The organism is Citrobacter sp. wls706 (genome assembly GCF_005281305.1).
Classification (GTDB): Bacteria; Pseudomonadota; Gammaproteobacteria; order Enterobacterales; family Enterobacteriaceae; genus Citrobacter; species Citrobacter werkmanii.
The window spans coordinates 129,301-155,344 of the sequence record NZ_SZXG01000032.1 but is presented as its reverse complement, the minus strand read 5'-3'; the positions used below and the strand labels follow the sequence as shown (position 1 = coordinate 155,344).

Here is a 26,044-nt window from a genome sequence, read left to right as displayed (position 1 = left end):
GCCATGTTTACCTTTATCAAAAAAGTCATCAAAACCGGGGCGCCGACGTCGTCGTATCCGCTGGAGCCGATTGCGGTCGATAAAAACTTCCGCGGCAAACCAGAGCACAATCCGCAGCAGTGCATTGGCTGCGCGGCCTGCGTTAATGCGTGTCCGTCTAACGCGCTGACGGTCGAAACCGATCTGGCTACCAATGAGCTGGCGTGGCAGTTCAACCTCGGTCGCTGCATCTTCTGCGCCCGCTGCGAAGAAGTTTGCCCGACGGCGGCGATCAAGCTGTCGCAGGAATATGAGCTGGCGGTATGGAAGAAAGAAGATTTCCTGCAGCAGTCTCGCTTTTCTCTGTGTAACTGCCGCGTCTGTAACCGCCCGTTCGCGGTACAAAAAGAGATTGATTACGCCATTGCGCTGCTCAAGCACAACGGTGACAGCCGCGCGGAAAACCACCGCGATAGCTTTGAGACCTGCCCGGATTGTAAGCGCCAGAAATGTCTGGTGCCGTCTGACCGTATTGAACTGACTCGCCATATGAAAGAGGCCAGCTGATGAGCAATTTATTAGGCCCACGTGACGCCAACGGTATTCCGGTACCGATGACGGTGGATGAATCCATTGCCAGCATGAAAGCATCGCTGCTGAAAAGCATCAAGCGTTCAGCATATGTTTATCGTGTGGACTGCGGCGGCTGCAACGGCTGCGAAATCGAAATTTTCGCCACGCTCTCTCCGCTGTTTGATGCCGAACGCTTTGGTATCAAAGTGGTACCGTCGCCGCGCCATGCGGATATCCTGCTGTTTACCGGCGCGGTAACTCGCGCGATGCGTTCTCCGGCGCTGCGCGCCTGGCAGTCTGCGCCGGATCCGAAAATTTGTATCTCTTACGGCGCCTGTGGCAACAGCGGCGGTATCTTCCACGACTTATACTGCGTATGGGGCGGCACGGATAAAATCGTACCGGTGGACGTGTATATTCCTGGCTGTCCGCCGACGCCTGCGGCAACGCTGTACGGTTTTGCGATGGCGCTGGGTCTGCTGGAACAGAAAATTCATGCGCGTGCGCCAGGTGAACTGGACGAACAGCCCGCTGAAATTCTGCATCCGGACATGGTTCAACCGCTGCGTGTGAAGGTGGACCGCGAAGCTCGCCGTCTGGCGGGATACCGCTACGGCCGTCAGATTGCTGATGACTATATGACGCAGTTAGGGCAGGGTGAACATCAGGTGGCGCGCTGGCTGGAAGCGGAAAACGATCCGCGTCTGACCGAAATCGTCACGCATCTTAACCATGTAGTCGAAGAGGCGCGTATCCGATGAGTGAAACGGTGGTGTTCAGTCAACTGAGCCGTAAGTTTATTGATGAGAACGATGCGACGCCCGCAGAGGCGCAGCAGGTTGTCTATTACAGCCTGGCGATTGGTCACCACCTTGGGATCATCGATTGCCTGGAAGCGGCGTTAACCTGTCCGTGGGATGAATATCTGGCATGGATTGCCACGCTTGCCGAAGGAAGCGAAGCCCGCCGGAAAATGGAAGGCGTGCCGAAGTATGGCGAGATCGTCATCGATTTCAACCATGTGCAAATGCTGGCTCGCGCGTTTGATGATGCGCGCGCCGTGCAGACTCCTCAGCAGCAGGAGTGGAGCAAGCTGATGCTCAGCATGCTGCATGATATTCACCAGGAAAGCGCCATCTATCTGATGGTGAGGAGACACCGTGACTGACGTTTTACTCTGTGTCGGCAACAGCATGATGGGCGATGATGGCGCGGGTCCGCTACTGGCGGAAATGTGCGCTGCCAATCCTCAGGGCAACTGGGTTGTCATCGACGGCGGCAGCGCGCCGGAAAACGATATCGTCGCGATCCGTGAATTGCGCCCGCAGCGTCTGTTGATTGTGGATGCCACCGACATGGGGTTAAACCCTGGTGAAATCCGCATTATCGACCCGGATGATATTGCCGAAATGTTCATGATGACCACCCACAACATGCCGCTGAACTATCTGGTTGATCAGCTAAAAGAGGATGTTGGCGAGGTGATCTTCCTCGGCATTCAGCCGGATATTGTCGGTTTTTATTACCCGATGACGCAGCCAATCAAAGATGCGGTCGAGACAGTCTATCAACGATTAGCCGGGTGGGAAGGCCACGGTGGATTTTCCGAGTTAGAAGCGCCAGAAGACTAACCTTACCAGCGCCGGATGCATCCGGCCTGTTTTGAGCCTCACACTCTCTGTTCTTCCGTTGCCTGCTCAATAATTAATTTCCCCTGCATCACCGAAACATTTACTGCTGTCCCGGTAGGGAATCCCGCTTGTTCCAGCCAGTCGCCGTTCAGCGTTAGCGAGGCATGCCGACTGATACGGAGCGTGAAACCCGTGTTACGATCTTCATGGCGTTTTCTGACATAACCCACTTTCAAACGACGTACGGGTTTGGTGATAGCCACTGCTGTTGTGCCATTTTCATCAGACATGAACGCTTCCTTGTGGTGAACGGATAAGAGCAAAAACTACTGAATAAAATGCCAGTAAAAATGCGCAAGGGCAAACCGGAAACTGGAAGGAAGATTCCACATTTGGAATGCAATTCATGAAATGAAAATAAGCGATTCCGCCGGAGGATTACAGACTCCTCCGGCTGAGCGGTTACGCCAGATCGGCCCCGTTACTGGCGATCACTTTTTTGTACCACCAGAATGATTTTTTGCGGGTACGCGCCAGCGTGCCGTGGCCCGCATCGTCCCGGTCTACATACACAAAACCGTAACGCTTGCTCATCTCGCCGGTTGAGGCGGAAACCAGATCGATACAGCCCCAGGTGGTGTAACCCATTAGCGGCACACCATCTTCAATGGCGTCAGCCATGGCGCGGATGTGTTCGCGTAAATAGCGAATGCGATAGTCGTCATTGATCTCGCCGTTGGCATCCATTTCATCTTTCGCCCCCAGCCCGTTTTCCACCAGAAACAGCGGCTTCTGATAACGGTCATACATCATATTCATGGTGATGCGCAGGCCAAGCGGATCGATACCCCAGCCCCATTCGCTGGCGGCAATGTACGGATTACGCAGTGATTTCACTACGTTGGCAGCGCTGGTGTTGCCAGTGTTCATGTCAGCGGAGGCGCAGCGTGATGCGTAATAGCTAAACGAGACAAAATCGACGGTGTTCTTCAGGATGTCGTCATCTTCCGCGGCTTTTTCTATCGCCACGCCTTTTTCGCGAAACACCCGGGCGGAGTAGGCGGGATAAGCCCCACGCGCCTGCACATCAATAAAGAACAGGTTTTCGCGGTCTTTTTCCAGCGCGGTCCACACATCTTCTGGTTTACAGGAATAAGGATAAAAATTACCCCCCGCCAGCATGCAGCCGACCCGATTTTGCGGATTTACTTCATGGGCGATTTTCGTCGCCAGGGCACTGGCAATCAGTTCGTGGTGGGCGGACTGATATTTCACCTGATCCTGATTTTCACCTTCTTCAAACACCAGCCCGGCGCCAGAAAAGGGGCTGTGCAGCATAATGTTGATTTCGTTGAAGGTCAGCCAGTACTTCACCAGGCCGTCAAAGGCCTCGAAGCAGGTGCGGGCGTAACGGGTAAAGAACTCCACCATTTTGCGGTTCCGCCAGGAGCCGTACTCGGTAACCAGGTGCATGGGCACATCGAAGTGACATAGCGTGACTAACGGCTCAATACCGTATTTTTTACACTCGGCAAAAACGGCCCGGTAAAAAGCGATACCTTCTTCATTAGGCGCCAGTTCGTCGCCGTTAGGGTAGAGACGACTCCAGGCTATTGAGGTGCGAAAAACCGTAAACCCCATTTCCGCCATCAGCGCAATATCTTCTTTATAGCGATGATAAAAGTCGATCGCCTGATGGCTGGGATAAAATTCGTCATCCTGAAGCGTAAAGCGCTTCTCCTGACCCAGCTTAACGGGCATCCGATGTTCGCCGTGGGGGATCATATCGACGGTGGTCAGCCCTTTGCCGCCTTCCCGGTATGCCCCTTCAGACTGGTTGGCGGCCAGCGCGCCGCCCCATAAAAATCCTTGCGGAAAAACAGACATAGTTAACCTCAGTTCATGCCAGTCAAATGCTGGCGATATTGCCCGGTTGTGCGGCCTGATTTTTTCTGGCCTGCGCGGCAGCATCTTCGACAGGAATATCTTCAAAGCCGAGAATCAGTGTTAATACAAAGGAAAGCACGACCGCCAGCGCCATCACGCCAAACACCCAGACAATGGTCATCGGATTAGCCGGATCGAAAAACTGGACGCTGGTGAACAGGCCTGGGGCCGCCATGGAATGACTCGCCAGTCCAGCCATGCCGGCAACGGCGCCGCAGATAAACCCGCTGATTAGGCTCGCAATCAGTGGGCGTTTCAGACGGATCGCCACGCCGTACAGCGCGGGTTCGGAAATGCCTGCCATGATGGCTGACGCGGCGGCCGCTAACGCCGTCTGACGCAGTTCCGGGTTTTTGGTTTTCCATGCCACCGCCAGCGATGAACCGCCCAGCGACAGATTGGCGCCGATTTCAGACGGCATCACCATGCCTTCTTTACCGGTTTCGGCAATGGTCTGGATAATGGTGGGCGTAAACACGTGGTGCATACCCGTCATCACCAACAGCGGCCACAATGCGCCCATAATGGCGACCGACAGCCAGCCGAGATAGCCGTGAATGGTATAGACCAGCGCTGAAATTGCGCTACCGATCCAGATACCAATCGGACCGATTAAAACGATCGCGAGCGGGGCGGCGATCAGCACGATCAGCATCGGTTTGAGGAAGTTTTTGGTCACTGCCGGAGTGATACGATCCACCCAACGTTCGATGTATGACAGACACCAGGTCATGACCAGTGCCGGGATCACTGTGTAGGTATATTTCACCGCCGTCACCGGGATCAGGGCGAACTCAACGTGCTCACCCTGCGCGGCTTTTGCCATCAGATCGATAAAGCTGGGATGGACCAGCACACCCGCAATAGCAATTGCCAGCGACATGTTGGTTTTGAATTTGATGGCTGCCGAAGCGGCGACCATCAGCGGCAGGAAGAAAAATGCGCCGTCGCCGATAACGGTCAGAATGGTGAGGGTGGACGATCCTTTCACCAGCACGCCGGTCATTTCCAGAACCATTGCCAGCAGCTTGAGCATTGATCCACCGATAATTGCCGGGATCAGCGGTGACATCGTGCCGATCAGCGCATTGAGGATCCCCGCGCCAATCCGTTTCAGCGTCAGCCGGGGTTTGGTTTGCGGCTCAGCAGGCTGCATGTTGGCAGGTAGCAGGCTGACAACCTCACGATACGCCTGCGAAACGGTATTACCGATGATCACCTGACACTGATTATCGTTACGTACTACGCCCAGCACGCCAGGAAGTGTTTTCAGTGTCGCGCTATCGACCTGCGCATCATCTTTGATAACGAAACGCAAACGGGTCATACAGTGGGTCACTGCTGTGATGTTGTCGACGCCTCCCAGAGCCGTCACAACGGAGCGCGCCAGCGCTGCATAATTCTTGGACATCGGATTTAATCCTGTTTTATCAGTAGGGTACGTTATGTTTTTATCCGTTTGCGCAGGTCGCGTTTCTGAGTTGATGAAACTCAGATAGGAAACCGGTTCCACAAAATCATGTTTAATTTATATTCTTTAAACAAGAATTAATTTTTATTGTTTTTATAATTGTGATGATGATCACCAGATGTCAGGCGCCGCGTTTTAGCAGCAAGGACAGCGGCGAAACGGTGCAGTACACTGCGTCACATTAAGAGAAAAGGGATGACTACTATGACCACGATGCTGGAGGTGGCAAAGCGGGCCGGGGTGTCGAAAGCGACGGTTTCCCGGGTGCTTTCCGGGAACGGTTACGTCAGCCAGGAAACCAAAGACCGTGTGTTTCAGGCCATTGAAGAGAGTGGTTACCGCCCTAATTTACTGGCGCGCAGCCTGGCGGCGAAGACCACGCAGACGCTGGGTCTGGTGGTGACCAATACTCTTTATCATGGCGTCTATTTCAGCGAGCTGCTATTTCACACCGCGCGGATGGCGGAGGATAAGGGGCGCCAGTTGTTGCTGGCTGATGGTAAGCATAGCGCAGAGGAAGAGCGTCAGGCGATCCAGTACTTACTCGACCTGCGCTGTGACGCGATTATGATTTATCCGCGTTTTCTCAGCGTGGATGAAATAGACGAGATCATTGACGCGCACGCCCAGCCGATTATGGTGCTTAACCGACGGCTGCGTAAAAACAGTAGCCACAGCGTCTGGTGCGATCAAAAACAAACCAGCTTTAACGCCGTTGCGCAGTTGATTGCCGCCGGGCACCAGGAGATTGGTTTTATTACCGGCTCGATGGATTCACCTACCGGCGTGGAACGACTCTCAGGCTATAAAGATGCGCTGGCTGCGCATGGCATTCCGCTAAATAATGATTTGATTGTCAAAGGAAAATGGACGCCAGCCTGCGGTGCGGCGGGTGTTGATACCTTGCTTGCACGCAAGGTCAATTTTACCGCGCTGGTGGCCAGCAATGATGATATGGCGATAGGCGCGATGAAGCAGCTGCATGAGCAGGGTATCCGCGTGCCTGCCCAAGTGTCGGTGATTGGTTTCGATGATATCGCTATCGCGCCATACACTATTCCGGCGCTTTCCAGCGTCAAAATTCCGGTGACGGAAATGATCCAGGAAACGATCGGCCGCCTGATATTTATGCTGGGCGATGGAGTATTTACACCGCCAAAAATCTTCATCGGGGAACTCATTCAGCGCGACTCTGTTGCGCCGTATGTTTCGCGCTGACGGCTGTCATTTGTCATCGTCACTAGTGACGATGACACACCATTCTCACATCCATCAAAATAAAAATCCTTTAATAACAGTGTATTAAAATTTGGCACGATTCGTGAATGCTTCGGCAGATAATCTGTCATTGCTGGAGAAATTGATGAACCGTTTCATCATTGCAGACGCCAATAAATGCATTGGTTGCCGTACCTGTGAAGTGGCCTGCGTGGTATCCCATCAGGATAACCAGGACTGCGCATCGCTGACCCCTGAAACCTTTTTACCCCGCATTCACGTCATCAAAGGCGTTAACGTCTCCACGGCAACGCTGTGTCGCCAGTGTGAAGACGCGCCGTGCGCTAACGTCTGTCCGAACGGAGCAATCAGCCGTGATAAAGGCTTTGTCCACGTGATGCAGGAACGCTGCATTGGCTGTAAAACCTGCGTGGTGGCGTGTCCTTATGGTGCAATGGAAGTTGTCGTGCGTCCGGTTGTGCGTAACAGCGGCGCGGGTCTGAACGTTCGTGCAGAAAAAGCCGAAGCCAACAAGTGCGACCTGTGCCACCACCGTGAAGCGGGTCCTGCCTGTATGGAAGTCTGCCCGACTCACGCGCTGATTTATGTGGATCGCAATAAGCTTGAGCAACTGAGCGCTGAAAAACGCCGTCGCGCGGCGCTGGACTCCACCGCATCTTTGCTGTTCTGATCGCTAAAAATCCGCGTAAAATACGTGCCTGATGGCGCGCAGCTTTAAGGCCTACACGGGAGTCATGTAGGCCGGATAAGGCGCAGCCGCCATCCGGCAAACCGGGATAGATGACTGCGGGAAGGACATAATGACAATCAACAACCATTCCGGCGTACAACTGCGTATTCGCGGCAAGGTACAGGGCGTCGGCTTTCGCCCCTTCGTCTGGCAACTGGCGCAGCGCCTGCAACTGCATGGCGACGTGTGCAACGACGGTGACGGTGTGGTGGTGCGCTTACAGGAAGATCCGGCGGAGTTTATTGCGCAATTGCATCAACATTGTCCGCCGCTGGCGCGCATTGATAGCATTGAGAGCGAATCATTCGCCTGGACGCAGCAGCCTGCCGATTTCTCGATTCGCCAAAGTGCAGGCGGTACGATGAATACGCAAATTGTCCCGGACGCCGCGACTTGTCCCGAATGCCTTGTTGAAATGAACACCCCCGGCGAACGTCGTTATCGCTACCCCTTCATCAACTGTACTCATTGTGGTCCACGTTTTACGATTATCCGCGCCATGCCGTACGACCGTCCGTTTACCGTGATGGCGTCCTTCCCTCTCTGTGCGCAATGCGATACAGAGTATCGCGATCCCTACGACCGTCGCTTTCACGCCCAACCTGTTGCCTGCCCGCAATGTGGCCCACATCTTGAGTGGTTAAGCGCGGGTGAGCGAGCGGAAAAAGAAGAGGCGCTGCAGGCGGCGGTGGCGTTGCTAAAAGCGGGCGGCATTGTCGCTGTGAAAGGCATTGGTGGATTTCATCTGGTCTGCGATGCGCGAAATGATAACGCCGTAGCGCTACTCAGGCTGCGCAAACACCGTCCGGCAAAACCTCTGGCAGTGATGCTGCCTGGCGATGACGGACTACCTGAAGCCGCACGTCGTCTGTTAACCACTCCTGCCGCGCCGATCGTGCTGGTGCAGAAACGCTGTGTAGCGGCACTGAGCGAGGGAATTGCGCCAGGGTTAACGGAAGTTGGCGTCATGTTGCCAGCGAATCCGTTGCAGCATCTCCTGTTACAAGAGATGAATTGCCCGCTGGTAATGACCTCCGGCAACCTCAGCGGCAGGCCGCCAGCCATTACCAACGCGCAGGCGCTGGCAGATTTACGCGAGATTGCCGACGGTTTCCTGCTGCATAACCGCGAAATTGTGCAGCGTATGGATGACTCCGTGGTGCGTGAAAGCGGGGAAATGCTGCGCCGTTCGCGGGGTTACGTGCCGGATGCGGTCGCACTGCCGCCGGGTTTTCGTGACGTGCCGCCGATGCTGTGTCTAGGCGCGGATCTAAAAAATACCTTCTGTCTGGTGCGTGGCGAACAGGCGGTTATCAGTCAGCATTTGGGCGATCTCAGTGATGACGGCATTCAGCAGCAGTGGCGTGATGCGCTGCGCCTGATCCAGAGTATTTATGACTTTACGCCGCAGCGTATCGTGCATGATGCTCACCCCGGCTATGTTTCCAGCCAGTGGGCCAGTGAGATGAATCTGCCGACCGAAACGGTGCTGCATCACCATGCGCATGCCGCTGCGTGTATGGCCGAGCACGGTTGGCCGCTGTACGGTGGCGACGTTATCGCTCTGACGTTAGACGGTATCGGCATGGGTGAAAACGGCGCGCTGTGGGGCGGAGAGTGTTTGCGGGTCAACTATCGTGAATGCGAACACCTGGGTGGCTTACCCGCGGTCGCGCTGGCGGGCGGCGATCTGGCGGCAAAGCAGCCGTGGCGTAACCTGCTCGCGCAGTGTCTGCGTTTTGTCCCTGACTGGCAGCGTTACCCGGAAACATCGGCGCTGCAACAGCAAAACTGGAACGTGCTGGCACGCGCCATTGAGCGGGGGATCAATGCGCCGCTGGCGTCATCGTGCGGACGGCTGTTTGATGCCGTTGCCGCCGCGCTCCAGTGCGCTCCGACTTCATTGAGTTATGAAGGCGAGGCCGCCTGCGCGCTGGAGGCGTTGGCCTCGCAATGTGATGGTGTTGAGCATCCGGTAACCATCCCGTTGCAAGGTAATGAACTTGACCTGGCTGTGTTTTGGCAGCAATGGCTGAACTGGCAAGGGGCGCCTGCAGCAAGGTCGTGGGCGTTTCATGATGCGCTGGCGTGTGGGTTTGCCACGCTGATGCGTGAGCAGGCCGAAGCGCGTGGCGTGAAGACGTTAGTATTCAGCGGTGGCGTGATGCATAACCGTTTGTTGTCATCGCGGCTGGCATTTTATCTGGCTGATTTCACCTTACTGTTTCCGCAGCGTTTACCGGCGGGGGATGGGGGATTATCGCTGGGGCAGGGCGTGATTACCGCGGCGCGCTGGTTGGCGCAAAAATAAAAAAAGCCCCGGGACTGGCGGGGCAAGAAAAACATGTCGGGGCATACCGACAAGTGGCAACGCACGTCCATGTGCGTGAGGTTAATAAATCAGTAGCGGCATTGCCGGATAAGGCGCGGCAGCCATCCGGCATCACAAACTTACACGGGCAACGTTTTCAGCAGCGTAAAGGCCTCTTTCATTCGGTCTTCACTGACCACAAACGCACATAGCTGGCCTTCTTCGTTCATTCCTCTGGCCACCATACCTTGCGCTTCAGCGGCAATATGCCAGTTCAGATCACGACGCTGGGTTTCCCCTGCCAGATGTAATGGCAGTTCCGGCGTTTTAACTTTTACCAGCATGGCAGGCAGCTTCAATGGCGCATTGCCGCCGAGCAGGTTTTTCGCCAGATACATGGCGCTCAGTTGAATCGGCTGCAGGAACGGCAGCACCTGACCGTTAATTTCCGCACAGTCGCCGAGCGCATAAATATCCGGGTGGCTGGTTTGCAGATAGCTGTCGACGCAGATGCCACGATTGATGTTCAATCCGGCGCGACGGGCCAGCGCCGTTTCCGGGCGCAGACCGGTGGCGGCGATCACTGCATCGACTTCTACGCTGCGGCTACGATCGAGCGTGGCGCGAATACCCGATTCATTTTTTTCCAGACCCTGAAGCTGTGATTTCAGCAGCAGATGCACACCCATATCGGTCAGACGATGCTGTAAGCGACTGCTGACTTCCGGTGGCATCAGCGAGGCCAGAATGCTGGCGGCGTTGTCGATAAGCGTTACCGCTTTACCGGCACGACAAAAATCCATTGCCAGTTCACTGCCAATCAAGCCACCGCCGACAATGAGTACCCGTTGGGCATCACGCAGTTGCGTTTCACAGGCGCGGTATTCTTGCTGGCTGTTCAGTGTGAGCATTAACTCACGTCCGGTAACTGGAGGCACAAAGGCTGAAGCCCCCGTAGCCAGAACCAGCTTGTCATACTGCCACTGTTGGTCCTGACTTTTCACTATGCGGGCATCGGCGTCGATGTCGGTCACCCAGGTGTATGGGAACAGGCGCAAGTTAAACTGTTCGGCAAACTCCCCCGCCGACTGGCGGGTGAGGTCGTCTGCACGCTGTGCCTGACTGATAACGTGGCTCAGATCGGGCTTGTTGTACTCATCCATGCTGTCAGCGGCAATCAGGGTCAACGGAACAGTTGCATCCTGTTTACGGATATTTTTGACTAACTGGCGGGCGGCGAAGCCCGAACCAATAATGACAATTTCGCGGCTCATTTTGCCTCCATTGCCAGTACGTCGAAGACGTCTTTACCTAATGAACACTCCGGGCACAGGAAGTTATCCGGCACGTCGCTCCATGGGGTACCTGGCGCGACATCCTGCAACGGTTCACCTTTTGCTGGATCGTAAATCCACTGACACACGCTGCACTGCATGCTTGGGCCAAGGTCAGCGGCAGCCGCAGCGGCACAGGCGCACTCTTCTTCTTTGGTTGCCGCTTTCACCGCCGTTTCCGGCAGCGGAGCAAGCGCCCACTGACGTGCAATTTCACGACCGTGCTGACGACACAGTTCCAGCGCATCCAGATCCGGACGCCATTTCGCCTTCAGGCTCAGCGACATCTCAAAACCTGCATCTTGTAAACGGGTGGACAGGCGGTCAACTGCGCCGCTGCTCCAGCCGTGAGAACCAAAGGCGCTGGCGCGTTTGTTACGAAAACGCAGGCCGGTCATCTCTTCCACCAGTCCGGCGATTTTCGGCATCATCACGTTGTTCATGGTGGAAGTACCGACCAGCACGCCTTTAGAGCGGAAGACGTTGGTCAGGACTTCGTTTTTGTCGCTACGGGCGACGTTAAAGATTTTCACCGCCACGTTCGGATCAACTTCGTTGATGCCCTGAGCAATGGCGTCCGCCATCATGCGGGTGTTGTTGGACATGGTGTCGTAGAAGATGGTGATGCGGTCTTCCTGATAATCCGCCGCCCATTTCAGGTACAGCTCAACGATCTGCGTTGGGTTTTCGCGCCATACCACACCGTGAGAAGTCGCAATCATATCCACCGGCAGGTTGAAGCCGAGGATTTCAGTGATTTTCGGTGTCACCAGACGGCTGAACGGGGTCAGGATGTTGGCGTAGTAGCGTTGGCATTGTTCGAACAGTTCGGTCTGGTCAACTTCATCATTGAACAGACGTTCGTCGCAGTAATGCTGGCCGAAGGCGTCGTTACTGAACAGTACCGCATCGCCGGTCATGTAGGTCATCATGCTGTCAGGCCAGTGCAGCATCGGCGTTTCAACAAAGATCAGTTGTTTGCCGTTGCCGATGTCCAGAGAATCACCGGTTTTCACCACGTTGAAGTTCCACTCCGGATGATGGTGGTGGCCGGTGATGGAATCAATCGCGTTAGCGGTGCAGTAAATTGGCGTGTCCGGGATGCAGGACATCAGTTCGGTCAGCGCACCGGCGTGATCTTCTTCCGCGTGGTTAATAATGATGTAGTCGATATCCGCGAGGTCAATTTCACTGCGCAGGTTCTGCACGAATTCACGGCTAAACTTGTGGTCTACTGTATCGATCAGCACGTTTTTTTCTTCACGGATGAGATAGCTGTTGTAGCTGCTACCGCGCAGCGTTTTGTATTCAGTGCCGTGGAAATCTCGCACTTCCCAGTCACGTTGGCCAACCCAATGAATGTTATTTTTAACCAGAATAGACATAGCAACCTCAATTAATTCAGCGTTTTTCTAAAAAGATATTTTGTTAATTGCAGGTTGCGTGCCAACTTTTTAATTGTTTGATTTTTAATGATTTATTATTTATTGTCTATAAAGTGATAGTCAAAATGACTGTTTATTTCATTGTCGATATGACAATATGAATTGTCAAAATGACAATGAGGTTGCCATGAGCTTTTCAGTAGATGTGCTGGCGGGTATCGCCATTGAATTACAAAGCGGTATCGGACATCAGGACCGTTTTCAGCGCCTGATCACGACCTTGCGCCAGGTGCTGGAGTGCGACGCATCGGCACTGCTGCGCTACGAGTCGCGACAGTTTATCCCGCTGGCTATCGATGGCCTGGCGCAGGATGTCCTCGGCCGCCGCTTCACGCTGGAAGGACATCCGCGGCTGGAGGCGATTGCCCGCGCCGGGGACGTGGTACGTTTTCCTGCCGACAGCGATCTGCCCGATCCTTATGACGGGTTAATCCCGGGTCAGGAGAGCCTGAAAGTCCATGCCTGCATTGGGTTGCCGCTGTTTGCCGGACAAAATCTGATTGGCGCGTTAACGCTGGATGGCATGGAGCCCGATCAGTTCGATGTCTTCAGCGATGAAGAGCTTAGGCTAATTGCCGCTCTGGCGGCGGGGGCGCTGAGTAATGCGTTGCTGATTGAACAACTGGAAAGCCAGAATATGCTGCCGGGTTCGTCGACGGCTTTCGAGCAGGTGACGGAAACCCAGATGATTGGCCTGTCGCCCAATATGATGCAGTTGAAAAAAGAGATTGAGATTGTGGCAGGGTCCGATCTCAACGTACTGATAAGCGGCGAAACCGGGACCGGGAAGGAGCTGGTAGCCAAAGCTATCCATGAAGGTTCGCCGCGTGCGGTGAATCCGCTGGTGTATCTCAACTGCGCGGCGTTGCCCGAAAGCGTGGCGGAAAGTGAACTTTTTGGTCACGTAAAAGGGGCTTTTACCGGGGCTATCAGTAATCGTAGCGGTAAGTTTGAAATGGCGGATAACGGCACGCTGTTTCTCGACGAGATTGGCGAACTCTCGCTGGCGTTGCAGGCCAAGCTGCTGCGCGTATTACAGTATGGCGATATTCAGCGTGTGGGGGACGATCGCAGCCTGCGCGTTGACGTGCGCGTACTGGCGGCGACCAATCGTGATTTACGCGAAGAGGTGCTGGCGGGGAATTTTCGCGCAGATCTGTTTCATCGCCTGAGCGTTTTTCCCCTTTCCGTGCCGCCACTGCGTGAGCGCGGCGAAGATGTAGTGCTGCTGGCGGGCTATTTTTGCGAGCAATGTCGGCTGCGGCTGGGACTTTCCCGCGTGGTGTTAAGCCTTGGCGCGCGTAATCATCTGCTGAGTTACGGCTGGCCCGGAAACGTGCGCGAGCTGGAACATGCCATTCATCGGGCGGTTGTGCTGGCAAGGGCTACCCGGGCAGGGGATGAGGTGGTGCTGGAGGCACAGCATTTTGCCTTGCAGGATGAAAGCCCTGTACCGCAGCCGGACGTCGTGGCAGAGATCCCGCAGCATCACAATTTGCGTGAGGCAACGGAGTCATTTCAGCGGGAGATGATCCGCCGGGCCTTGGCGCAAAATAATCACAATTGGGCGGCAAGCGCGCGGGCGCTGGAAACAGACGTCGCCAACCTGCACCGGCTGGCGAAACGCCTGGGGCTGAAGGATTAGATAATACCGGCCTGATAGAAATCCTGCAGGTTGATAGCACCGGTGAGTTTTCCGTTTTCATCTACCACCGGTGCGGCAGTGATTTTGCGTTTCATCAGGATCTCTTTGGCGTCAATCGCGCGGCTCTGCGCTTGCAGCGTAATGCCATTATGGGTCATTGCTTCGCTAACCTGCGTGGTGAGCGCGCCGCCGCCAACCAGCCAGCGGCGCAGGTCGCCGTCGGTAAAGACGCCTTTCACCAGCGACGCATCGTCACAAACAGCCACCAGACCAAGGCCTGTGCGGCTCAGCTCCAGCATCGCGTCCATGACGCTGGTAGTCAGAGTCACCTGCGGAATGGCATCGTCACGGCGCATCAGATGATGCACTTTATTTAACAGACGAGCGCCCAGCGCGCCAGCCGGATGCGAGCGGGCAAAATCTTCTTCGTTAAAGCCGCGCGCCTGCATCACGGCGATTGCGAGCGCGTCGCCCATCATCAGCGTGTTCACGGTGCTGGAGGTCGGCGCCAGGCGCATCGGGCAGGCTTCACGTTCAACAGAAATATCCAGCACGGCTTTGGCCGCCAGGCCCAGCGGCGAAGTTGGTTTTCCGGTCATTGCCAGCAGGGCGACGGATTTGTCTTCCAGGCGCGGAATGATGAGATCCAGCTCTTTTGCGCCGCCGGAGTAAGAGATAAACAGCATCACGTCGCGGCTTTCAATCATCCCTAAGTCGCCGTGCAGGGCTTCAGCGGGATGCACAAAAAAGGCTGGGGTGCCGGTACTGGCGAGGGTCGCAGCAATTTTTTTGCCAATATGGCCTGATTTGCCAATCCCGGAGACAATGACTTTGCCTTCACAGTGGATGATCGTATTGGCGGCGCGGACAAAATCATCGCCCAGTCGCTCTGGCAGTCGGCTGGCTTCCTGTAGTTCCAGCATTAACGTCTGACGGCCCGCGTTCAGTAGTGCATCACTCATTGGTTTCTCCGGTTATGATTACTTCAATCCCTTTTGCTTCCAGCGCCTGACGAAATGCAGGGTCGATACCCGCATCGGTAATCAGCTTGTCGACGCTTTCCAGACTGCACACAACATTAGGGCTTTTACGCCCAAATTTTGAGGAGTCGGCCATCAGAATCACTTCGCGAGCGGCATTGCACATCGCTTTACTGACGCTAAACACCTCATTAAAGGTGGTCACGCCGGCATTGAGATCAATGCCGTCGGTACCCATGAAGAGTTTATCAAAGCTGAATTGCTCAAAGGCGTTTTCTGCCAGCTGACCGTGAAATGACGCAGATTTTTTGCGAAAGGTCCCGCCGGGCATCAGGATGGTTTGCTCGTTGTCCAACTCCGAAAGGGCGTTAACAATGTGCAGACTGTTGGTCATGACGGTGATGTTGCTAAAGCGGGTAAGCATCGGCACCATCTGCAATACGGTGCTGCCCGCATCCAGAATGATGGAATCGCCATCATGGATATAACGGACGGCGGCTTCGGCAATCTGCTCTTTTTTATGCGTGTTGATTAGCGTTTTGTGATCGATAGGCGGATCGGATTCGTCTTTATTTAACACCACGCCGCCATAGGTACGAATGACGGTTCCGGCATTTTCCAGAATGACCAGGTCTTTGCGAATGGTTGTGCCGGTCGTGTCAAAGTAGTGGGCCAGTTCTTCAACCGAGCATTTTCCCTGCTTTTGCAGGTGCTCCAGTATGGCAGCCTGACGCTGACGAGGTTTCATAGGCGTGATTACCCTGACTTATATTTACCCGTCATACTTCAAGCTGCATGTGCGTTGGCTTTACTCGCTCACCCCAGTCACGTACTTATGTACGCTCCCGGGGATTCGCTGCGTCGCCGCCTTCCTGCAACTCGAATTATTTAGGGTATAGGTTGCAAAATGATAATTTCGCAAGCTATTAGCATTCACAACGAAATTACCCATGTTTCAGTTTAAGCGCCAATGATAGTGCATTCTGCGCTAACGGATCATGGGGAAAGATCACATCAGGCTGTAAATCATCAAGATGTTTGCCCATTATCGTGGCAATTTTTCCGGGTCTGGCGAATACCGTCAGACCTTTCATAAATAACGTATCGGTAACCCGCTGCTGCTCATCAAGCGCAATGGCGACGACCACGCGCGGTTTAAACCGTCCGCCGGAGCGACCCACGCCAACCCGACCCCGCTGACAAAGTTTATCGAACGCGCGATTAAAGCGGGATATTTGCCAGCCACCGAGCGCTAGTTGCAGGCACCAGGCGATGGCGGCGACGGTAATCAGTGCGGAAACCATAATGCGCTCCTTTGATTTTGCCGGATGACGGCTGCGCCTAATCCGGCTGCATAATATTCGTAGGCCCGGTAAGCACAGCTCCACCGGGCAATCATACCTCTTAGAACATCACCTGACCGCCGGTGACGTTAATCGATTGTCCGGTGCAGTAAGAGGCTTTCGAACTGGCATAAAACAGCAGCATGTTCAGCACGTCCTGATAATCGCAGCCGCGTTTGAGCGGAACCTTATCAATGTAATACTGCTCGACTTCATCCGGCTTAAGGCCCAATTTGGTTGCATATTGCGGCAATAATGACTGAAACATAGGTGATTTCAACAGGTTGCCGAGCATCAGCGAATGGACGGTAATACCGTATTCCGCCAGATCCAGCGCCAGCGATTGGGTTAAACCCACGCCGCCGAATTTTGCCGCGCTGTAGCCCGAATTGTGTTTACTGCCTACTTTCCCTGATTTGGAGTTGATCTGGATAATGCGTCCCTGAACGCCATCGCGGATCATCAGGCGTGAGAATTCACGGGCGCAGAGGAAGTAACCGACCAAATTCACCTGCAGCGAGCGGTCGAAATCCCCAAGCTGAAAATCGCTGATAAACGCGGCTTTAGCGATACCCGCGCTGTAAACCAGCAGGTCGACGCGACCGAATATTTCATCCACTCCGCGTGACAGTGCCAGCACGCTCTGTTCGCTGGTGGCATCAGCGCCAAAACCGTACGCTGTGCCTTCGCCAAACTCGGCGTTAATCTCCTGCGCGACGTTGGCGGCTTTATCACTTTGAATATCCACCACCGCGACGCGGTATCCTTCTGTCGCAAGCCCACGGCAAAGGAATGCCCCCAGGGTCTGGCCTCCACCAATGACAACGGCAACCTGATTCATCTTTTTCTCCTTCAATCTTAAGCAACAAACTTCAAAATACAGCCCGGCGCGATATCGTCCGGTACAGGGCCCGCCACATGTACGGTGCCTGGGAATTCCGCTTCGCTGAGTCCGTCAAAACGTAGAGTGATATGCCCCAGTTCACGTAAGTTCTGTTCCGCTACGCTGCCAACGGCGGTGACCGGGTAGTGATGCTGGCCTAGTTCAAACTGGAGTCCAGCTTGCAAAGCGCCATTCAGCTCCCCGTGGCAATGGATGAAGCAAAACTCTTCGATATCCGCTGGAGCACCTTCACGAAAGGTAATCAACATCTGGTCGCAAAGTGCGTCCGGGGCGCTCTGTCCGATACGGGTGATGGTGGTTTGATAAATCACGGTCATTTTTGAGTGCCTCTTATTGGTAAATAAAGCCGGATACAAACCAGGCGATGAGAACGGTAGGCGCGCCGGTCAGGAAGCGGCTTACCAGGACGGATGGCACACCGACGCGGACCGTGTCCTGACGCGCTTCGGCCAGCGATAACCCCACGGGAATAAAGTCGCATGCCGCTTGCGCATTAATGGCAAACAAGGCCGGTAGCGCCAGATGGGGAGGGATGTTCCCCAGGCCAATCTGTACGCCGATCAGCACCCCGATAACCTGGGCGATGACCGCACCAGGGCCGAGGAAAGGCGACAACAGCGGGAAAGAGCAAATCAGCGCCAGCGTCACCAGTCCCAGCGGGTGGCTGGCGAGCGGTGCGAGTCCATGGGCTATCCAGTCTCCCAGACCAGAAGCCATGATGATGCCGATCAGCGCTGAGACGAACGCCATAAACGGCAGAATGGTTTTCAGAACGGTATCAATAGTGTCGCGACCGGCCTGGAACAGGACAGCAACGGCCGATCCCATGCCCATCCCAACTTTTGCCAACAGACCATCGCTTTGTTCAGTAATCTTTTTACTGGTGTCGTAATCGCGACCGATAGTGCTGCTTGCAGGCTGCGGCGCAGCGGATGCTTCCCCGACAACGGTAATGTTTTCTTCTTTCACGCCAGAGACATAGATATCTTCAACAATGTACTGGGCCAGCGGACCGGATTTCCCCGTGGCGTGAATATTTATCGTGGGTATGCGACGTTTGGGATAGATCCCACAGCGTAGCGTGCCGCCGCAATCGATGATCGCCACAGCAATTTCATTCTCCGGCGGTTCGCCCTCTTTGAAACCATCAACGGCCTGCCAACCGGTCAGGTTCGCCAGCTTGTCGACAATCGCAGGGCGAGTCCCGGCAGTGATATAGACAATCTTTTTGCCTGGTACGGCATCCAGTTCAAGCGGGCCGCCCCAGCCGCCGGTGCCTTTTTCAATACGAATACGCGTCATGATGTTGCTCCCGCCAGATGAACTTTCTGCTCAAGTTGAATGCCCATTTTTTTCTCAAAAATGGCGGTGGTGAAATCGGTCACCCAGCCGCGGAAGAAGTTGGTCACCAGTCCGACCAGCAAATAGCTCACCGCCAGCGGGCCAAGCGGAAGGCCCAGCGTCGTCAGGCCGCTGGCGATACCCAGATAGACAAACAGCTCGCCGGGGTTGATGTGCGGGAATAAGCCATTCATGGAATGGCAGCTATAAGAGGCCGCTGCGTAATAGCTGGGCTTGTACTTTTCTGGCATAAAGCGGCCCAGGCTCAACGTCATCGGATTACAAAACACAAATGTGCCGATGCACGGCAGCAGCAGATAGCGGGACAGTGGATTTCCGGCGCAGCGCTGGGCAAAACGTTCAATACGCTGCTGGCCGATAAAGTTAATCAGCGCATTCATGATGACCAGCAGGCTAATCAGTAGGGGAAGAATACCGGTCACCATGCCGGTAAACACCTCTCCGCCTTTCTGGAACAGCCCGATAAACCACTCAGCACCGAGTGTGATGGTGTCGATCATTATTCTCTCCTGTAGGGGTTTTTAGTTATCTTGCCAAACGGAAATTAATTTTAATCAGATCGAAAGATTTAAAAGTGTTATTTTGATCTCAAAATGAAAGATAAATATTTTAATGTGAAAGTTATTGCGTAAGCGCTCGCAAATATGACGGTCGGAAGTGCAAGAGGGGGGAAATTCTGTGAAGCAGAGCGACTACTGCTTCCTTGTATGGCGGAGGATGCTTTACCATACTTCTCCCAGGCTGAATTTGTTTAATGGATGTCTCATGTTCAAGCGTCGTTATGTAGCGTTACTTCCCCTTTTCGTATTGCTTGCTGCCTGTAGCAGCAAACCTAAACCTTCAGAGACTCAAACGACTACGGGTACGCCATCCGGCGGTTTCCTGCTTGAGCCACAGCATAATGTCATGCTAACGGGCGGCGATTTTGCCAATAACCCGAACGCGCAACAGTTCATCGAGAAGATGGTGAACAAGCATGGCTTTGACCGTCAGCAGTTGCAGGAGATCCTGTCGCAGGCCAAGCGCCTGGATTCGGTATTACGTTTAATGGACCGTCAGGCGCCGACGACGCAACCGCCAGCCGGACCTAACGGCGCATGGTTGCGTTATCGCAAACAATTCATCACCCCGGACAACGTACAAAACGGCGTAGCCTTCTGGAATCAATATGAAGATGCCCTGAACCGCGCGTGGCAGGTCTACGGCGTTCCTCCGGAAATTATCGTCGGCATTATTGGCGTGGAGACGCGCTGGGGCCGCGTGATGGGCAAAACGCGAATTCTGGATGCGCTGGCGACGCTGTCCTTTAATTATCCTCGTCGTGCGGAATACTTCTCTGGCGAACTGGAAACTTTCCTGTTGATGGCGCGAGATGAAAGTGATGATCCGCTCGATTTGAAAGGTTCCTTCGCCGGTGCGATGGGCTACGGCCAGTTTATGCCGTCTTCCTATAAAGAATATGCGGTCGATTTCAATGGCGATGGACACATTAACTTGTGGGATCCGGTAGATGCCATCGGTAGCGTGGCGAACTATTTTAAAGGCCATGGCTGGGTAAAAGGCGATACGGTCGCGGTGCCGGCGAATGGTCAGGCGCCTGGGCTGGCGAACGGCTTTAAAACCCAGTACAGCATTTCACAGCTTGCCGCCGCGGGACTGACGCCGCAGCAGTCGTTGGGGAATCATCAGCAGGCCAGCCTGCTGCGCCTGGACATTGGCACCGGTTATCAGTACTGGTACGGACTGCCGAACTTCTACACTATCACCCGCTATAACCACAGTACCCACTACGCGATGGCCGTGTGGCAACTGGGTCAGGCGGTAGCGCTGGCGCGCGTACAGTAATCGCTCCCCGGCCTACAGTAAGATATTGCTTGTAGGCCGGATAAGATGCTCTGACATCGCCATCCGGCAGGTCTTATTTTGCAACGGATCAATTTTTGGAATCCCCCTCGTAAAACGTTCTCCTCATCCCCACATTGGTTGTGAAAGTGCTATCTTGTCCGGCATATTTTTTTAACTGACAGAGGCTGAAATGATCGACAGTGAACTGATGCAGTTAAGCGAGCAGGTTGGCCTGGCGCTGAAAGCGCGCGGGGCGACCGTTACGACGGCGGAATCCTGCACCGGCGGTTGGGTGGCCAAAGCCATTACGGATATTGCCGGCAGTTCCGCCTGGTTTGAACGCGGGTTCGTGACCTACAGCAACGAAGCCAAAGCGCAGATGATTGGCGTGCGCGAAGAGACGCTGGCCCAGCATGGCGCGGTGAGTGAGCCGGTGGTCGTGGAAATGGCGATTGGCGCGCTAAAGGCGGCACGCGCGGACTTTGCTGTATCGATCAGCGGTATTGCGGGGCCGGATGGCGGAAGTGAAGACAAGCCCGTGGGTACGGTGTGGTTTGCCTTCGCCAGCGCAAGCGGCGAGGGGATTACCCGTCGGGAATGCTTCAGCGGTGACCGCGACGCGGTGCGTCGGCAGGCAACTGCCTATGCGTTGCAAACCCTGTGGCAACAATTTCTACAAAATACTTGATACTGTATGAGCATACAGTATAATTGCCTCAACAGAACATTATCTTTCACGTTTTGCGGTTTAAACCGAAAGCGGCATGACAGGAGTAATTAATGGCTATCGACGAAAACAAACAGAAAGCGTTGGCGGCAGCGCTGGGTCAGATCGAAAAGCAATTCGGTAAAGGCTCCATCATGCGCCTGGGTGAAGACCGTTCCATGGATGTGGAAACTATCTCCACCGGTTCGCTTTCTCTGGATATCGCACTGGGCGCGGGCGGTTTGCCAATGGGCCGTATCGTCGAAATCTACGGGCCTGAATCCTCCGGTAAAACGACGCTGACTCTGCAGGTTATTGCCGCCGCACAGCGCGAAGGTAAAACCTGTGCGTTCATCGATGCGGAACACGCGTTGGATCCCGTCTATGCCCGTAAGCTTGGCGTTGATATCGACAACCTGCTGTGTTCCCAGCCGGATACCGGTGAACAAGCCCTGGAAATCTGTGATGCGCTGGCGCGTTCCGGCGCGGTTGACGTTATCGTTGTCGACTCCGTGGCGGCGCTGACGCCGAAAGCGGAAATCGAAGGCGAGATTGGCGACTCTCACATGGGTCTTGCGGCGCGTATGATGAGCCAGGCGATGCGTAAGCTGGCCGGTAACCTGAAGCAGTCCAACACGTTGCTGATTTTCATCAACCAGATCCGTATGAAAATTGGCGTGATGTTCGGTAACCCGGAAACCACTACCGGTGGTAACGCGCTGAAATTCTATGCCTCCGTTCGCCTGGACATTCGTCGTATCGGCGCAGTGAAAGAGGGCGACAACGTGGTCGGTAGCGAAACCCGCGTTAAGGTCGTGAAGAATAAAATCGCCGCGCCGTTTAAACAGGCTGAATTCCAGATTCTGTACGGTGAAGGTATCAACTTCTATGGCGAACTGGTTGACCTGGGCGTGAAAGAGAAGCTGATTGAAAAAGCCGGTGCATGGTACAGCTATAACGGTGAGAAAATCGGTCAGGGTAAAGCGAATGCGACCAACTGGCTGAAAGAAAACCCGGCAACCGCAAAAGAGATTGAGAAGAAATTGCGCGAGTTACTGCTCAATAACCAGGATTCAACGCCAGATTTCTCCGTTGATGACGGTGGTGCAGACGTAGCAGAAACGAACGAAGATTTCTGATAATCTGTTTTACATCGCATAATAGTAAAGGGCTGCATATCATGCAGCCCTTTTGCATTTCTGAAGGTTTACTATGACAGATGCAACTTCCCGCCGATCCGCTTATTCCCGACTGCTTGACCGCGCTGTGCGTATTCTGGCAATGCGCGATCACAGCGAGCAGGAACTGCGGCGTAAGCTGGCCGCGCCGGTGATGGGTAATCATGGACCGGAAGACATTGATGCTTCTGCGGAAGATTACGACAAGGTCATTGCCTGGTGCATTGAAAGTCGTTATCTGGATGATGACCGCTTCGTTCAGCAGTTTATCGCCAGCCGTAGCCGTAAAGGCTATGGGCCTGCGCGAGTGCGGCAGGAACTCAGTCAGAAAGGGATCTCGCGTGAGGCTATCGAGCGCGCCATGCGCGAGTGTGAAATTGACTGGGCAGTACTTGCGCGCGAGCAGGCAATCCGGAAATACGGTGAACCTTTACCAGTGGATTTTTCAGATAAGGTAAAGGTCCAGCGTTTTTTGCTCTATCGTGGCTATCTGATGGAAGATATTCAGGCAATATGGCGAAATTTTGACGATTGAACGCATACGGGATTTTACTTCCCAGTAAAGAAAACTTATCTTATTCCCACTTTTCGATTGCCAGAGGCGCAGTTTGCTGCCGATGCTGGTAATGACATTTCGTTAGCTTGATTTCTTCAGGATAATTATGAGCAAGAGCACCGCTGAGATCCGTCAGGCGTTTCTCGATTTTTTCCATAGTAAAGGACATCAGGTAGTTGCCAGCAGCTCCCTGGTACCGAACAATGACCCTACTTTGTTGTTTACCAACGCCGGGATGAACCAGTTCAAGGATGTTTTCCTTGGCCTCGACAAGCGTAATTATTCCCGCGCAACCACCTCGCAGCGTTGCGTGCGTGCGGGTGGTAAGCACAACGACCTGGAAAACGTCGGTTACACTGCACGTCACCACACCTTCTTCGAAATGCTGGGCAACTTCAGCTTCGGCGATTATTTCAAACACGACGCCATTCAATTCGCATGGGAACTGCTGACCGGTGAAAACTGGTTTGCCCTGCCAAAAGAGCGTCTGTGGGTCACCGTCTATGAAACTGACGATGAAGCCTATGAAATCTGGGAAAAAGAAGTTGGTATTCCGCGCGAGCGTATCATCCGCATTGGTGATAACAAAGGCGCGGCCTATGCATCCGATAACTTCTGGCAGATGGGGGACACCGGTCCTTGCGGTCCGTGTACCGAAATTTTCTACGATCACGGCGACCACATTTGGGGCGGCCCTCCGGGAAGCGCAGAAGAAGATGGCGATCGCTACATTGAGATCTGGAACATCGTCTTCATGCAGTTCAACCGTCAGGCTGACGGCACCATGGAACCGCTGCCGAAACCGTCCGTGGATACCGGTATGGGTCTGGAGCGTATTGCGGCCGTGCTGCAACACGTTAACTCCAACTATGAAATTGACCTGTTCCGCTCACTGATTGAATCCGTCGCGAAAGTTACTGGTGCGACCGATCTGAGCAACAAGTCGCTGCGCGTTATCGCCGACCATATCCGTTCCTGTGCATTCCTGATTGCCGATGGCGTTGTCCCATCGAATGAAAACCGTGGCTATGTGCTGCGCCGTATCATTCGCCGCGCGGTACGTCATGGCAACATGCTGGGCGCGAAGGATACCTTCTTCTACAAGCTGGTTGGTCCGCTGGTGGAAGTCATGGGGTCAGCAGGTGAAGAACTGCAGCGTCAACAGGCTATGGTTGAGCAGGTTCTGAAAACCGAAGAAGAACAGTTCGCGCGTACGCTGGAGCGTGGTCTGGCACTGTTGGACGAAGAACTGGCAAAACTGACCGGTGATACGCTGGATGGCGAAACCGCCTTCCGTCTGTATGACACCTACGGCTTCCCGGTTGACCTGACGGCAGACGTTTGCCGCGAGCGCAACATCAAGGTTGACGAAGCGGGCTTTGAAGCCGCAATGGAAGAACAGCGCCGTCGTGCGCGTGAAGCCAGCGGCTTTGGCGCAGACTACAATGCGATGATTCGTGTTGATGGCGCTTCAGAATTTAAAGGGTATGAGCATCTTGAGCTGAACGGCAAAGTGACTGCGCTGTTTGTCGATGGTAAAGCGGTAGACGCCATTAACGCCGGTCAGGACGCTGTTGTTGTACTGGATCAGACGCCGTTCTATGCGGAATCTGGTGGTCAGGTTGGCGACAAGGGCGAACTGAAAGGTGCGGGCTTTGCGTTTGCCGTGAGCGACACGCAAAAATATGGCCAGGCGATTGGTCATATCGGCAAACTGTCTGCGGGTTCTCTGAAAATTGGCGATGCAGTGCAGGCTGATGTGGATGAAGCTCGTCGTGCGCGTATCCGTTTGAATCACTCCGCAACGCACCTGATGCACGCGGCGCTGCGCCAGGTATTGGGCACCCATGTGGCACAGAAAGGCTCGCTGGTTAACGATAAAGTGCTGCGTTTCGACTTCTCTCATACCGAAGCCATGAAGCCTGCGGAAATCCGTGCCGTTGAAGATCTGGTGAATGCGCAAATTCGTCGCAACCTGCCGATTGAAACGAACATCATGGATCTGGAAGCGGCGAAAGCCAAAGGCGCAATGGCGCTGTTTGGCGAGAAATATGATGACCACGTGCGCGTTCTGAGTATGGGCGATTTCTCCACCGAACTGTGTGGCGGTACTCACGCCAGCCGTACGGGGGATATCGGTCTGTTCCGCATTGTGTCTGAGTCAGGCACGGCGGCGGGCGTTCGTCGTATCGAAGCCGTAACCGGTGAAGGCGCTATCCAAACCGTGCATGCTGAGAGCGACCGCTTAAGCGATATTGCGCAGCTGCTGAAAGGCGATAGCCAGAATATCGGTGATAAAGTGCGTTCTGTACTGGAACGTACGCGTCAACTCGAAAAAGAATTGCAGCAATTGAAGGAACAGGCTGCGGCGCAGGAGAGTGCAAATCTTTCCAGCAAAGCGGTTGATATCAACGGCGTGAAGCTGCTGGTCAGTGAACTCGCGGACGTTGAGCCGAAAATGTTGCGTACCATGGTTGATGATCTGAAAAATCAACTGGGGTCTACCGTTATCGTTCTGGCAACGGTAGTTGAAGGTAAGGTTTCTCTGATTGCTGGTGTGTCTAAGGATGTGACAGACCGTGTGAAAGCAGGGGAGCTGGTTGGTATGGTCGCTCAGCAGGTAGGCGGTAAGGGTGGCGGTCGTCCGGACATGGCGCAAGCCGGTGGTACGGATGCAGCGGCTCTGCCTGCAGCGTTAGCCAGTGTGAAAGGCTGGGTCAGCGCAAAACTGTAATAACTATAAGCGTAAGTCGACGCTGCGGGCTTCAATCCGCAGCGTTTGCATCAACGCTATCGACAACGATAAAGTCAGGTTGAAGTTGTGTATATCGGCTAAACTTAGGTTTAACAGAATGTGATGCCGTG

The 26,044-nt window shown here is 54.3% G+C and carries 25 protein-coding genes; 13 read left to right on the top strand and 12 right to left on the bottom strand.

Features of this window, described 5'->3' with window-relative positions:
- The first annotated feature begins 3 nt into the window (after nt 1-3).
- Genes hycF through hycI form a run of 4 tightly spaced genes read left to right on the top strand, consistent with a single transcriptional unit; the run spans nt 4 to nt 2,183 of the window.
- On the top strand, nt 4-546 hold the full coding sequence (hycF, locus tag FDW92_RS14080) for a formate hydrogenlyase subunit HycF (RefSeq protein ID WP_042310578.1): 543 nt from the start codon (nt 4-6) through the stop codon (nt 544-546).
- The gene (gene hycG, locus FDW92_RS14075; RefSeq protein ID WP_003037388.1) at nt 546-1,313 is read left to right on the top strand and encodes a formate hydrogenlyase subunit HycG; all 768 of its coding nucleotides are present in this window, start codon (nt 546-548) and stop codon (nt 1,311-1,313) included. Before hycF ends, hycG begins: the two co-directional genes overlap by 1 nt.
- Nucleotides 1,310-1,720, top strand: coding sequence for a formate hydrogenlyase maturation HycH family protein (locus FDW92_RS14070; RefSeq protein WP_003037385.1), 411 nt, complete (start codon nt 1,310-1,312; stop codon nt 1,718-1,720). Before hycG ends, FDW92_RS14070 begins: the two co-directional genes overlap by 4 nt.
- Complete coding sequence (gene hycI, locus FDW92_RS14065; RefSeq protein ID WP_042310576.1) at nt 1,713-2,183, top strand: hydrogenase maturation peptidase HycI; 471 nt, start codon at nt 1,713-1,715, stop codon at nt 2,181-2,183. Before FDW92_RS14070 ends, hycI begins: the two co-directional genes overlap by 8 nt.
- A 38-nt stretch (nt 2,184-2,221) precedes the next feature.
- Here the strand turns inward: hycI and FDW92_RS14060 are convergent, their stop codons facing one another.
- The 3 genes from FDW92_RS14060 to ascF form a co-directional block, all read right to left on the bottom strand.
- On the bottom strand, nt 2,222-2,473 hold the full coding sequence (locus tag FDW92_RS14060) for a SymE family type I addiction module toxin (protein ID WP_042310574.1): 252 nt from the start codon (nt 2,471-2,473) through the stop codon (nt 2,222-2,224).
- A 172-nt stretch (nt 2,474-2,645) separates the two neighbouring features.
- A complete protein-coding gene (locus FDW92_RS14055; RefSeq protein ID WP_042310572.1) occupies nt 2,646-4,070 on the bottom strand; it encodes a 6-phospho-beta-glucosidase in 1,425 nt (474 codons plus the stop codon).
- Between the two features lie 22 nt (nt 4,071-4,092).
- Nucleotides 4,093-5,541: a PTS cellobiose/arbutin/salicin transporter subunit IIBC gene (gene ascF, locus FDW92_RS14050; RefSeq protein ID WP_137400646.1), complete on the bottom strand. Its 1,449-nt coding sequence runs from the start codon at nt 5,539-5,541 to the stop codon at nt 4,093-4,095.
- Between the two features lie 264 nt (nt 5,542-5,805).
- Between ascF and FDW92_RS14045 the strand changes: the two genes are divergently transcribed.
- From FDW92_RS14045 to hypF, 3 genes are all read left to right on the top strand, one after another.
- Complete coding sequence (locus FDW92_RS14045; protein ID WP_042310567.1) at nt 5,806-6,819, top strand: LacI family DNA-binding transcriptional regulator; 1,014 nt, start codon at nt 5,806-5,808, stop codon at nt 6,817-6,819.
- Between the two features lie 145 nt (nt 6,820-6,964).
- The gene (hydN, locus tag FDW92_RS14040; RefSeq protein WP_003037366.1) at nt 6,965-7,510 is read left to right on the top strand and encodes an electron transport protein HydN; all 546 of its coding nucleotides are present in this window, start codon (nt 6,965-6,967) and stop codon (nt 7,508-7,510) included.
- Between the two features lie 130 nt (nt 7,511-7,640).
- Nucleotides 7,641-9,881, top strand: coding sequence for a carbamoyltransferase HypF (gene hypF, locus FDW92_RS14035; protein ID WP_042310564.1), 2,241 nt, complete (start codon nt 7,641-7,643; stop codon nt 9,879-9,881).
- A 140-nt stretch (nt 9,882-10,021) separates the two neighbouring features.
- On the opposite strand, the gene norW is transcribed toward hypF, so the two are convergent.
- Together norW and norV are read right to left on the bottom strand one after the other, a co-directional pair.
- Nucleotides 10,022-11,155: an NADH:flavorubredoxin reductase NorW gene (gene norW / locus FDW92_RS14030; protein ID WP_042310562.1), complete on the bottom strand. Its 1,134-nt coding sequence runs from the start codon at nt 11,153-11,155 to the stop codon at nt 10,022-10,024.
- Entirely contained in the window at nt 11,152-12,600 is a 1,449-nt protein-coding gene (norV, locus tag FDW92_RS14025) for an anaerobic nitric oxide reductase flavorubredoxin (RefSeq protein WP_137400645.1), read from the bottom strand. The genes norW and norV overlap by 4 nt, the downstream gene beginning before the upstream one ends.
- A gap of 187 nt (nt 12,601-12,787) precedes the next feature.
- Here norV and norR point away from each other — a divergent pair, with 187 nt between their 5' ends.
- Nucleotides 12,788-14,305: a nitric oxide reductase transcriptional regulator NorR gene (norR, locus tag FDW92_RS14020; protein WP_042310560.1), complete on the top strand. Its 1,518-nt coding sequence runs from the start codon at nt 12,788-12,790 to the stop codon at nt 14,303-14,305.
- Here norR and gutQ read toward each other — a convergent pair.
- The 7 genes from gutQ to srlA form a co-directional block, all read right to left on the bottom strand.
- The gene (gene gutQ / locus FDW92_RS14015) at nt 14,302-15,267 is read right to left on the bottom strand and encodes an arabinose-5-phosphate isomerase GutQ (protein ID WP_038633059.1); all 966 of its coding nucleotides are present in this window, start codon (nt 15,265-15,267) and stop codon (nt 14,302-14,304) included. The two genes, norR and gutQ, sit on opposite strands and share 4 nt — an antisense overlap.
- Entirely contained in the window at nt 15,260-16,033 is a 774-nt protein-coding gene (locus tag FDW92_RS14010) for a DNA-binding transcriptional repressor (protein ID WP_006687181.1), read from the bottom strand. Before FDW92_RS14010 ends, gutQ begins: the two co-directional genes overlap by 8 nt.
- A gap of 196 nt (nt 16,034-16,229) precedes the next feature.
- Entirely contained in the window at nt 16,230-16,589 is a 360-nt protein-coding gene (gene gutM / locus FDW92_RS14005) for a transcriptional regulator GutM (protein WP_038633053.1), read from the bottom strand.
- Nucleotides 16,590-16,689: 100 nt separating this feature from the next.
- Nucleotides 16,690-17,469 (bottom strand): sorbitol-6-phosphate dehydrogenase, encoded by a 780-nt coding sequence (srlD, locus tag FDW92_RS14000; protein ID WP_042310559.1) that lies wholly within the window; start codon nt 17,467-17,469, stop codon nt 16,690-16,692.
- Between the two features lie 17 nt (nt 17,470-17,486).
- Nucleotides 17,487-17,849: a PTS glucitol/sorbitol transporter subunit IIA gene (srlB, locus tag FDW92_RS13995; protein ID WP_042310558.1), complete on the bottom strand. Its 363-nt coding sequence runs from the start codon at nt 17,847-17,849 to the stop codon at nt 17,487-17,489.
- A gap of 13 nt (nt 17,850-17,862) precedes the next feature.
- A complete protein-coding gene (locus tag FDW92_RS13990) occupies nt 17,863-18,834 on the bottom strand; it encodes a PTS glucitol/sorbitol transporter subunit IIB (RefSeq protein WP_042310556.1) in 972 nt (323 codons plus the stop codon).
- Complete coding sequence (gene srlA / locus FDW92_RS13985; protein ID WP_003825953.1) at nt 18,831-19,394, bottom strand: PTS glucitol/sorbitol transporter subunit IIC; 564 nt, start codon at nt 19,392-19,394, stop codon at nt 18,831-18,833. The genes FDW92_RS13990 and srlA overlap by 4 nt, the downstream gene beginning before the upstream one ends.
- Before the next feature lie 265 nt (nt 19,395-19,659).
- Here srlA and mltB point away from each other — a divergent pair, with 265 nt between their 5' ends.
- The 5 genes from mltB to alaS all read left to right on the top strand — a co-directional run bounded on the left by mltB (nt 19,660) and on the right by alaS (nt 25,913).
- On the top strand, nt 19,660-20,739 hold the full coding sequence (mltB, locus tag FDW92_RS13980; RefSeq protein ID WP_038633043.1) for a lytic murein transglycosylase B: 1,080 nt from the start codon (nt 19,660-19,662) through the stop codon (nt 20,737-20,739).
- A 190-nt stretch (nt 20,740-20,929) separates the two neighbouring features.
- Complete coding sequence (gene pncC, locus FDW92_RS13975) at nt 20,930-21,427, top strand: nicotinamide-nucleotide amidase (protein WP_042310552.1); 498 nt, start codon at nt 20,930-20,932, stop codon at nt 21,425-21,427.
- Between the two features lie 92 nt (nt 21,428-21,519).
- On the top strand, nt 21,520-22,584 hold the full coding sequence (gene recA, locus FDW92_RS13970) for a recombinase RecA (RefSeq protein WP_042310549.1): 1,065 nt from the start codon (nt 21,520-21,522) through the stop codon (nt 22,582-22,584).
- Nucleotides 22,585-22,657: 73 nt separating this feature from the next.
- Nucleotides 22,658-23,158: a recombination regulator RecX gene (gene recX, locus FDW92_RS13965; RefSeq protein ID WP_042310547.1), complete on the top strand. Its 501-nt coding sequence runs from the start codon at nt 22,658-22,660 to the stop codon at nt 23,156-23,158.
- A gap of 127 nt (nt 23,159-23,285) precedes the next feature.
- Entirely contained in the window at nt 23,286-25,913 is a 2,628-nt protein-coding gene (gene alaS / locus FDW92_RS13960) for an alanine--tRNA ligase (protein WP_042310544.1), read from the top strand.
- Nucleotides 25,914-26,044: the final 131 nt, after the last annotated feature.

Coding starts and splice junctions, on each gene's coding strand:
- FDW92_RS13990 (WP_042310556.1), bottom strand. CDS start 18,834: ATGACGCGTATTCGTATTGAAAAAGGCACCGGCGGCTGGGGCGGCCCG.
- hydN (WP_003037366.1), top strand. CDS start 6,965: ATGAACCGTTTCATCATTGCAGACGCCAATAAATGCATTGGTTGCCGT.
- recA (WP_042310549.1), top strand. CDS start 21,520: ATGGCTATCGACGAAAACAAACAGAAAGCGTTGGCGGCAGCGCTGGGT.
- hycF (WP_042310578.1), top strand. CDS start 4: ATGTTTACCTTTATCAAAAAAGTCATCAAAACCGGGGCGCCGACGTCG.
- FDW92_RS14060 (WP_042310574.1), bottom strand. CDS start 2,473: ATGTCTGATGAAAATGGCACAACAGCAGTGGCTATCACCAAACCCGTA.
- srlD (WP_042310559.1), bottom strand. CDS start 17,469: ATGAATCAGGTTGCCGTTGTCATTGGTGGAGGCCAGACCCTGGGGGCA.
- srlB (WP_042310558.1), bottom strand. CDS start 17,849: ATGACCGTGATTTATCAAACCACCATCACCCGTATCGGACAGAGCGCC.
- FDW92_RS14010 (WP_006687181.1), bottom strand. CDS start 16,033: ATGAAACCTCGTCAGCGTCAGGCTGCCATACTGGAGCACCTGCAAAAG.
- FDW92_RS14045 (WP_042310567.1), top strand. CDS start 5,806: ATGACCACGATGCTGGAGGTGGCAAAGCGGGCCGGGGTGTCGAAAGCG.
- norR (WP_042310560.1), top strand. CDS start 12,788: ATGAGCTTTTCAGTAGATGTGCTGGCGGGTATCGCCATTGAATTACAA.
- gutQ (WP_038633059.1), bottom strand. CDS start 15,267: ATGAGTGATGCACTACTGAACGCGGGCCGTCAGACGTTAATGCTGGAA.
- norV (WP_137400645.1), bottom strand. CDS start 12,600: ATGTCTATTCTGGTTAAAAATAACATTCATTGGGTTGGCCAACGTGAC.
- alaS (WP_042310544.1), top strand. CDS start 23,286: ATGAGCAAGAGCACCGCTGAGATCCGTCAGGCGTTTCTCGATTTTTTC.
- FDW92_RS14070 (WP_003037385.1), top strand. CDS start 1,310: ATGAGTGAAACGGTGGTGTTCAGTCAACTGAGCCGTAAGTTTATTGAT.
- hycG (WP_003037388.1), top strand. CDS start 546: ATGAGCAATTTATTAGGCCCACGTGACGCCAACGGTATTCCGGTACCG.
- norW (WP_042310562.1), bottom strand. CDS start 11,155: ATGAGCCGCGAAATTGTCATTATTGGTTCGGGCTTCGCCGCCCGCCAG.
- ascF (WP_137400646.1), bottom strand. CDS start 5,541: ATGTCCAAGAATTATGCAGCGCTGGCGCGCTCCGTTGTGACGGCTCTG.
- FDW92_RS14055 (WP_042310572.1), bottom strand. CDS start 4,070: ATGTCTGTTTTTCCGCAAGGATTTTTATGGGGCGGCGCGCTGGCCGCC.
- mltB (WP_038633043.1), top strand. CDS start 19,660: ATGTTCAAGCGTCGTTATGTAGCGTTACTTCCCCTTTTCGTATTGCTT.
- hypF (WP_042310564.1), top strand. CDS start 7,641: ATGACAATCAACAACCATTCCGGCGTACAACTGCGTATTCGCGGCAAG.
- recX (WP_042310547.1), top strand. CDS start 22,658: ATGACAGATGCAACTTCCCGCCGATCCGCTTATTCCCGACTGCTTGAC.
- pncC (WP_042310552.1), top strand. CDS start 20,930: ATGATCGACAGTGAACTGATGCAGTTAAGCGAGCAGGTTGGCCTGGCG.
- gutM (WP_038633053.1), bottom strand. CDS start 16,589: ATGGTTTCCGCACTGATTACCGTCGCCGCCATCGCCTGGTGCCTGCAA.
- srlA (WP_003825953.1), bottom strand. CDS start 19,394: ATGATCGACACCATCACACTCGGTGCTGAGTGGTTTATCGGGCTGTTC.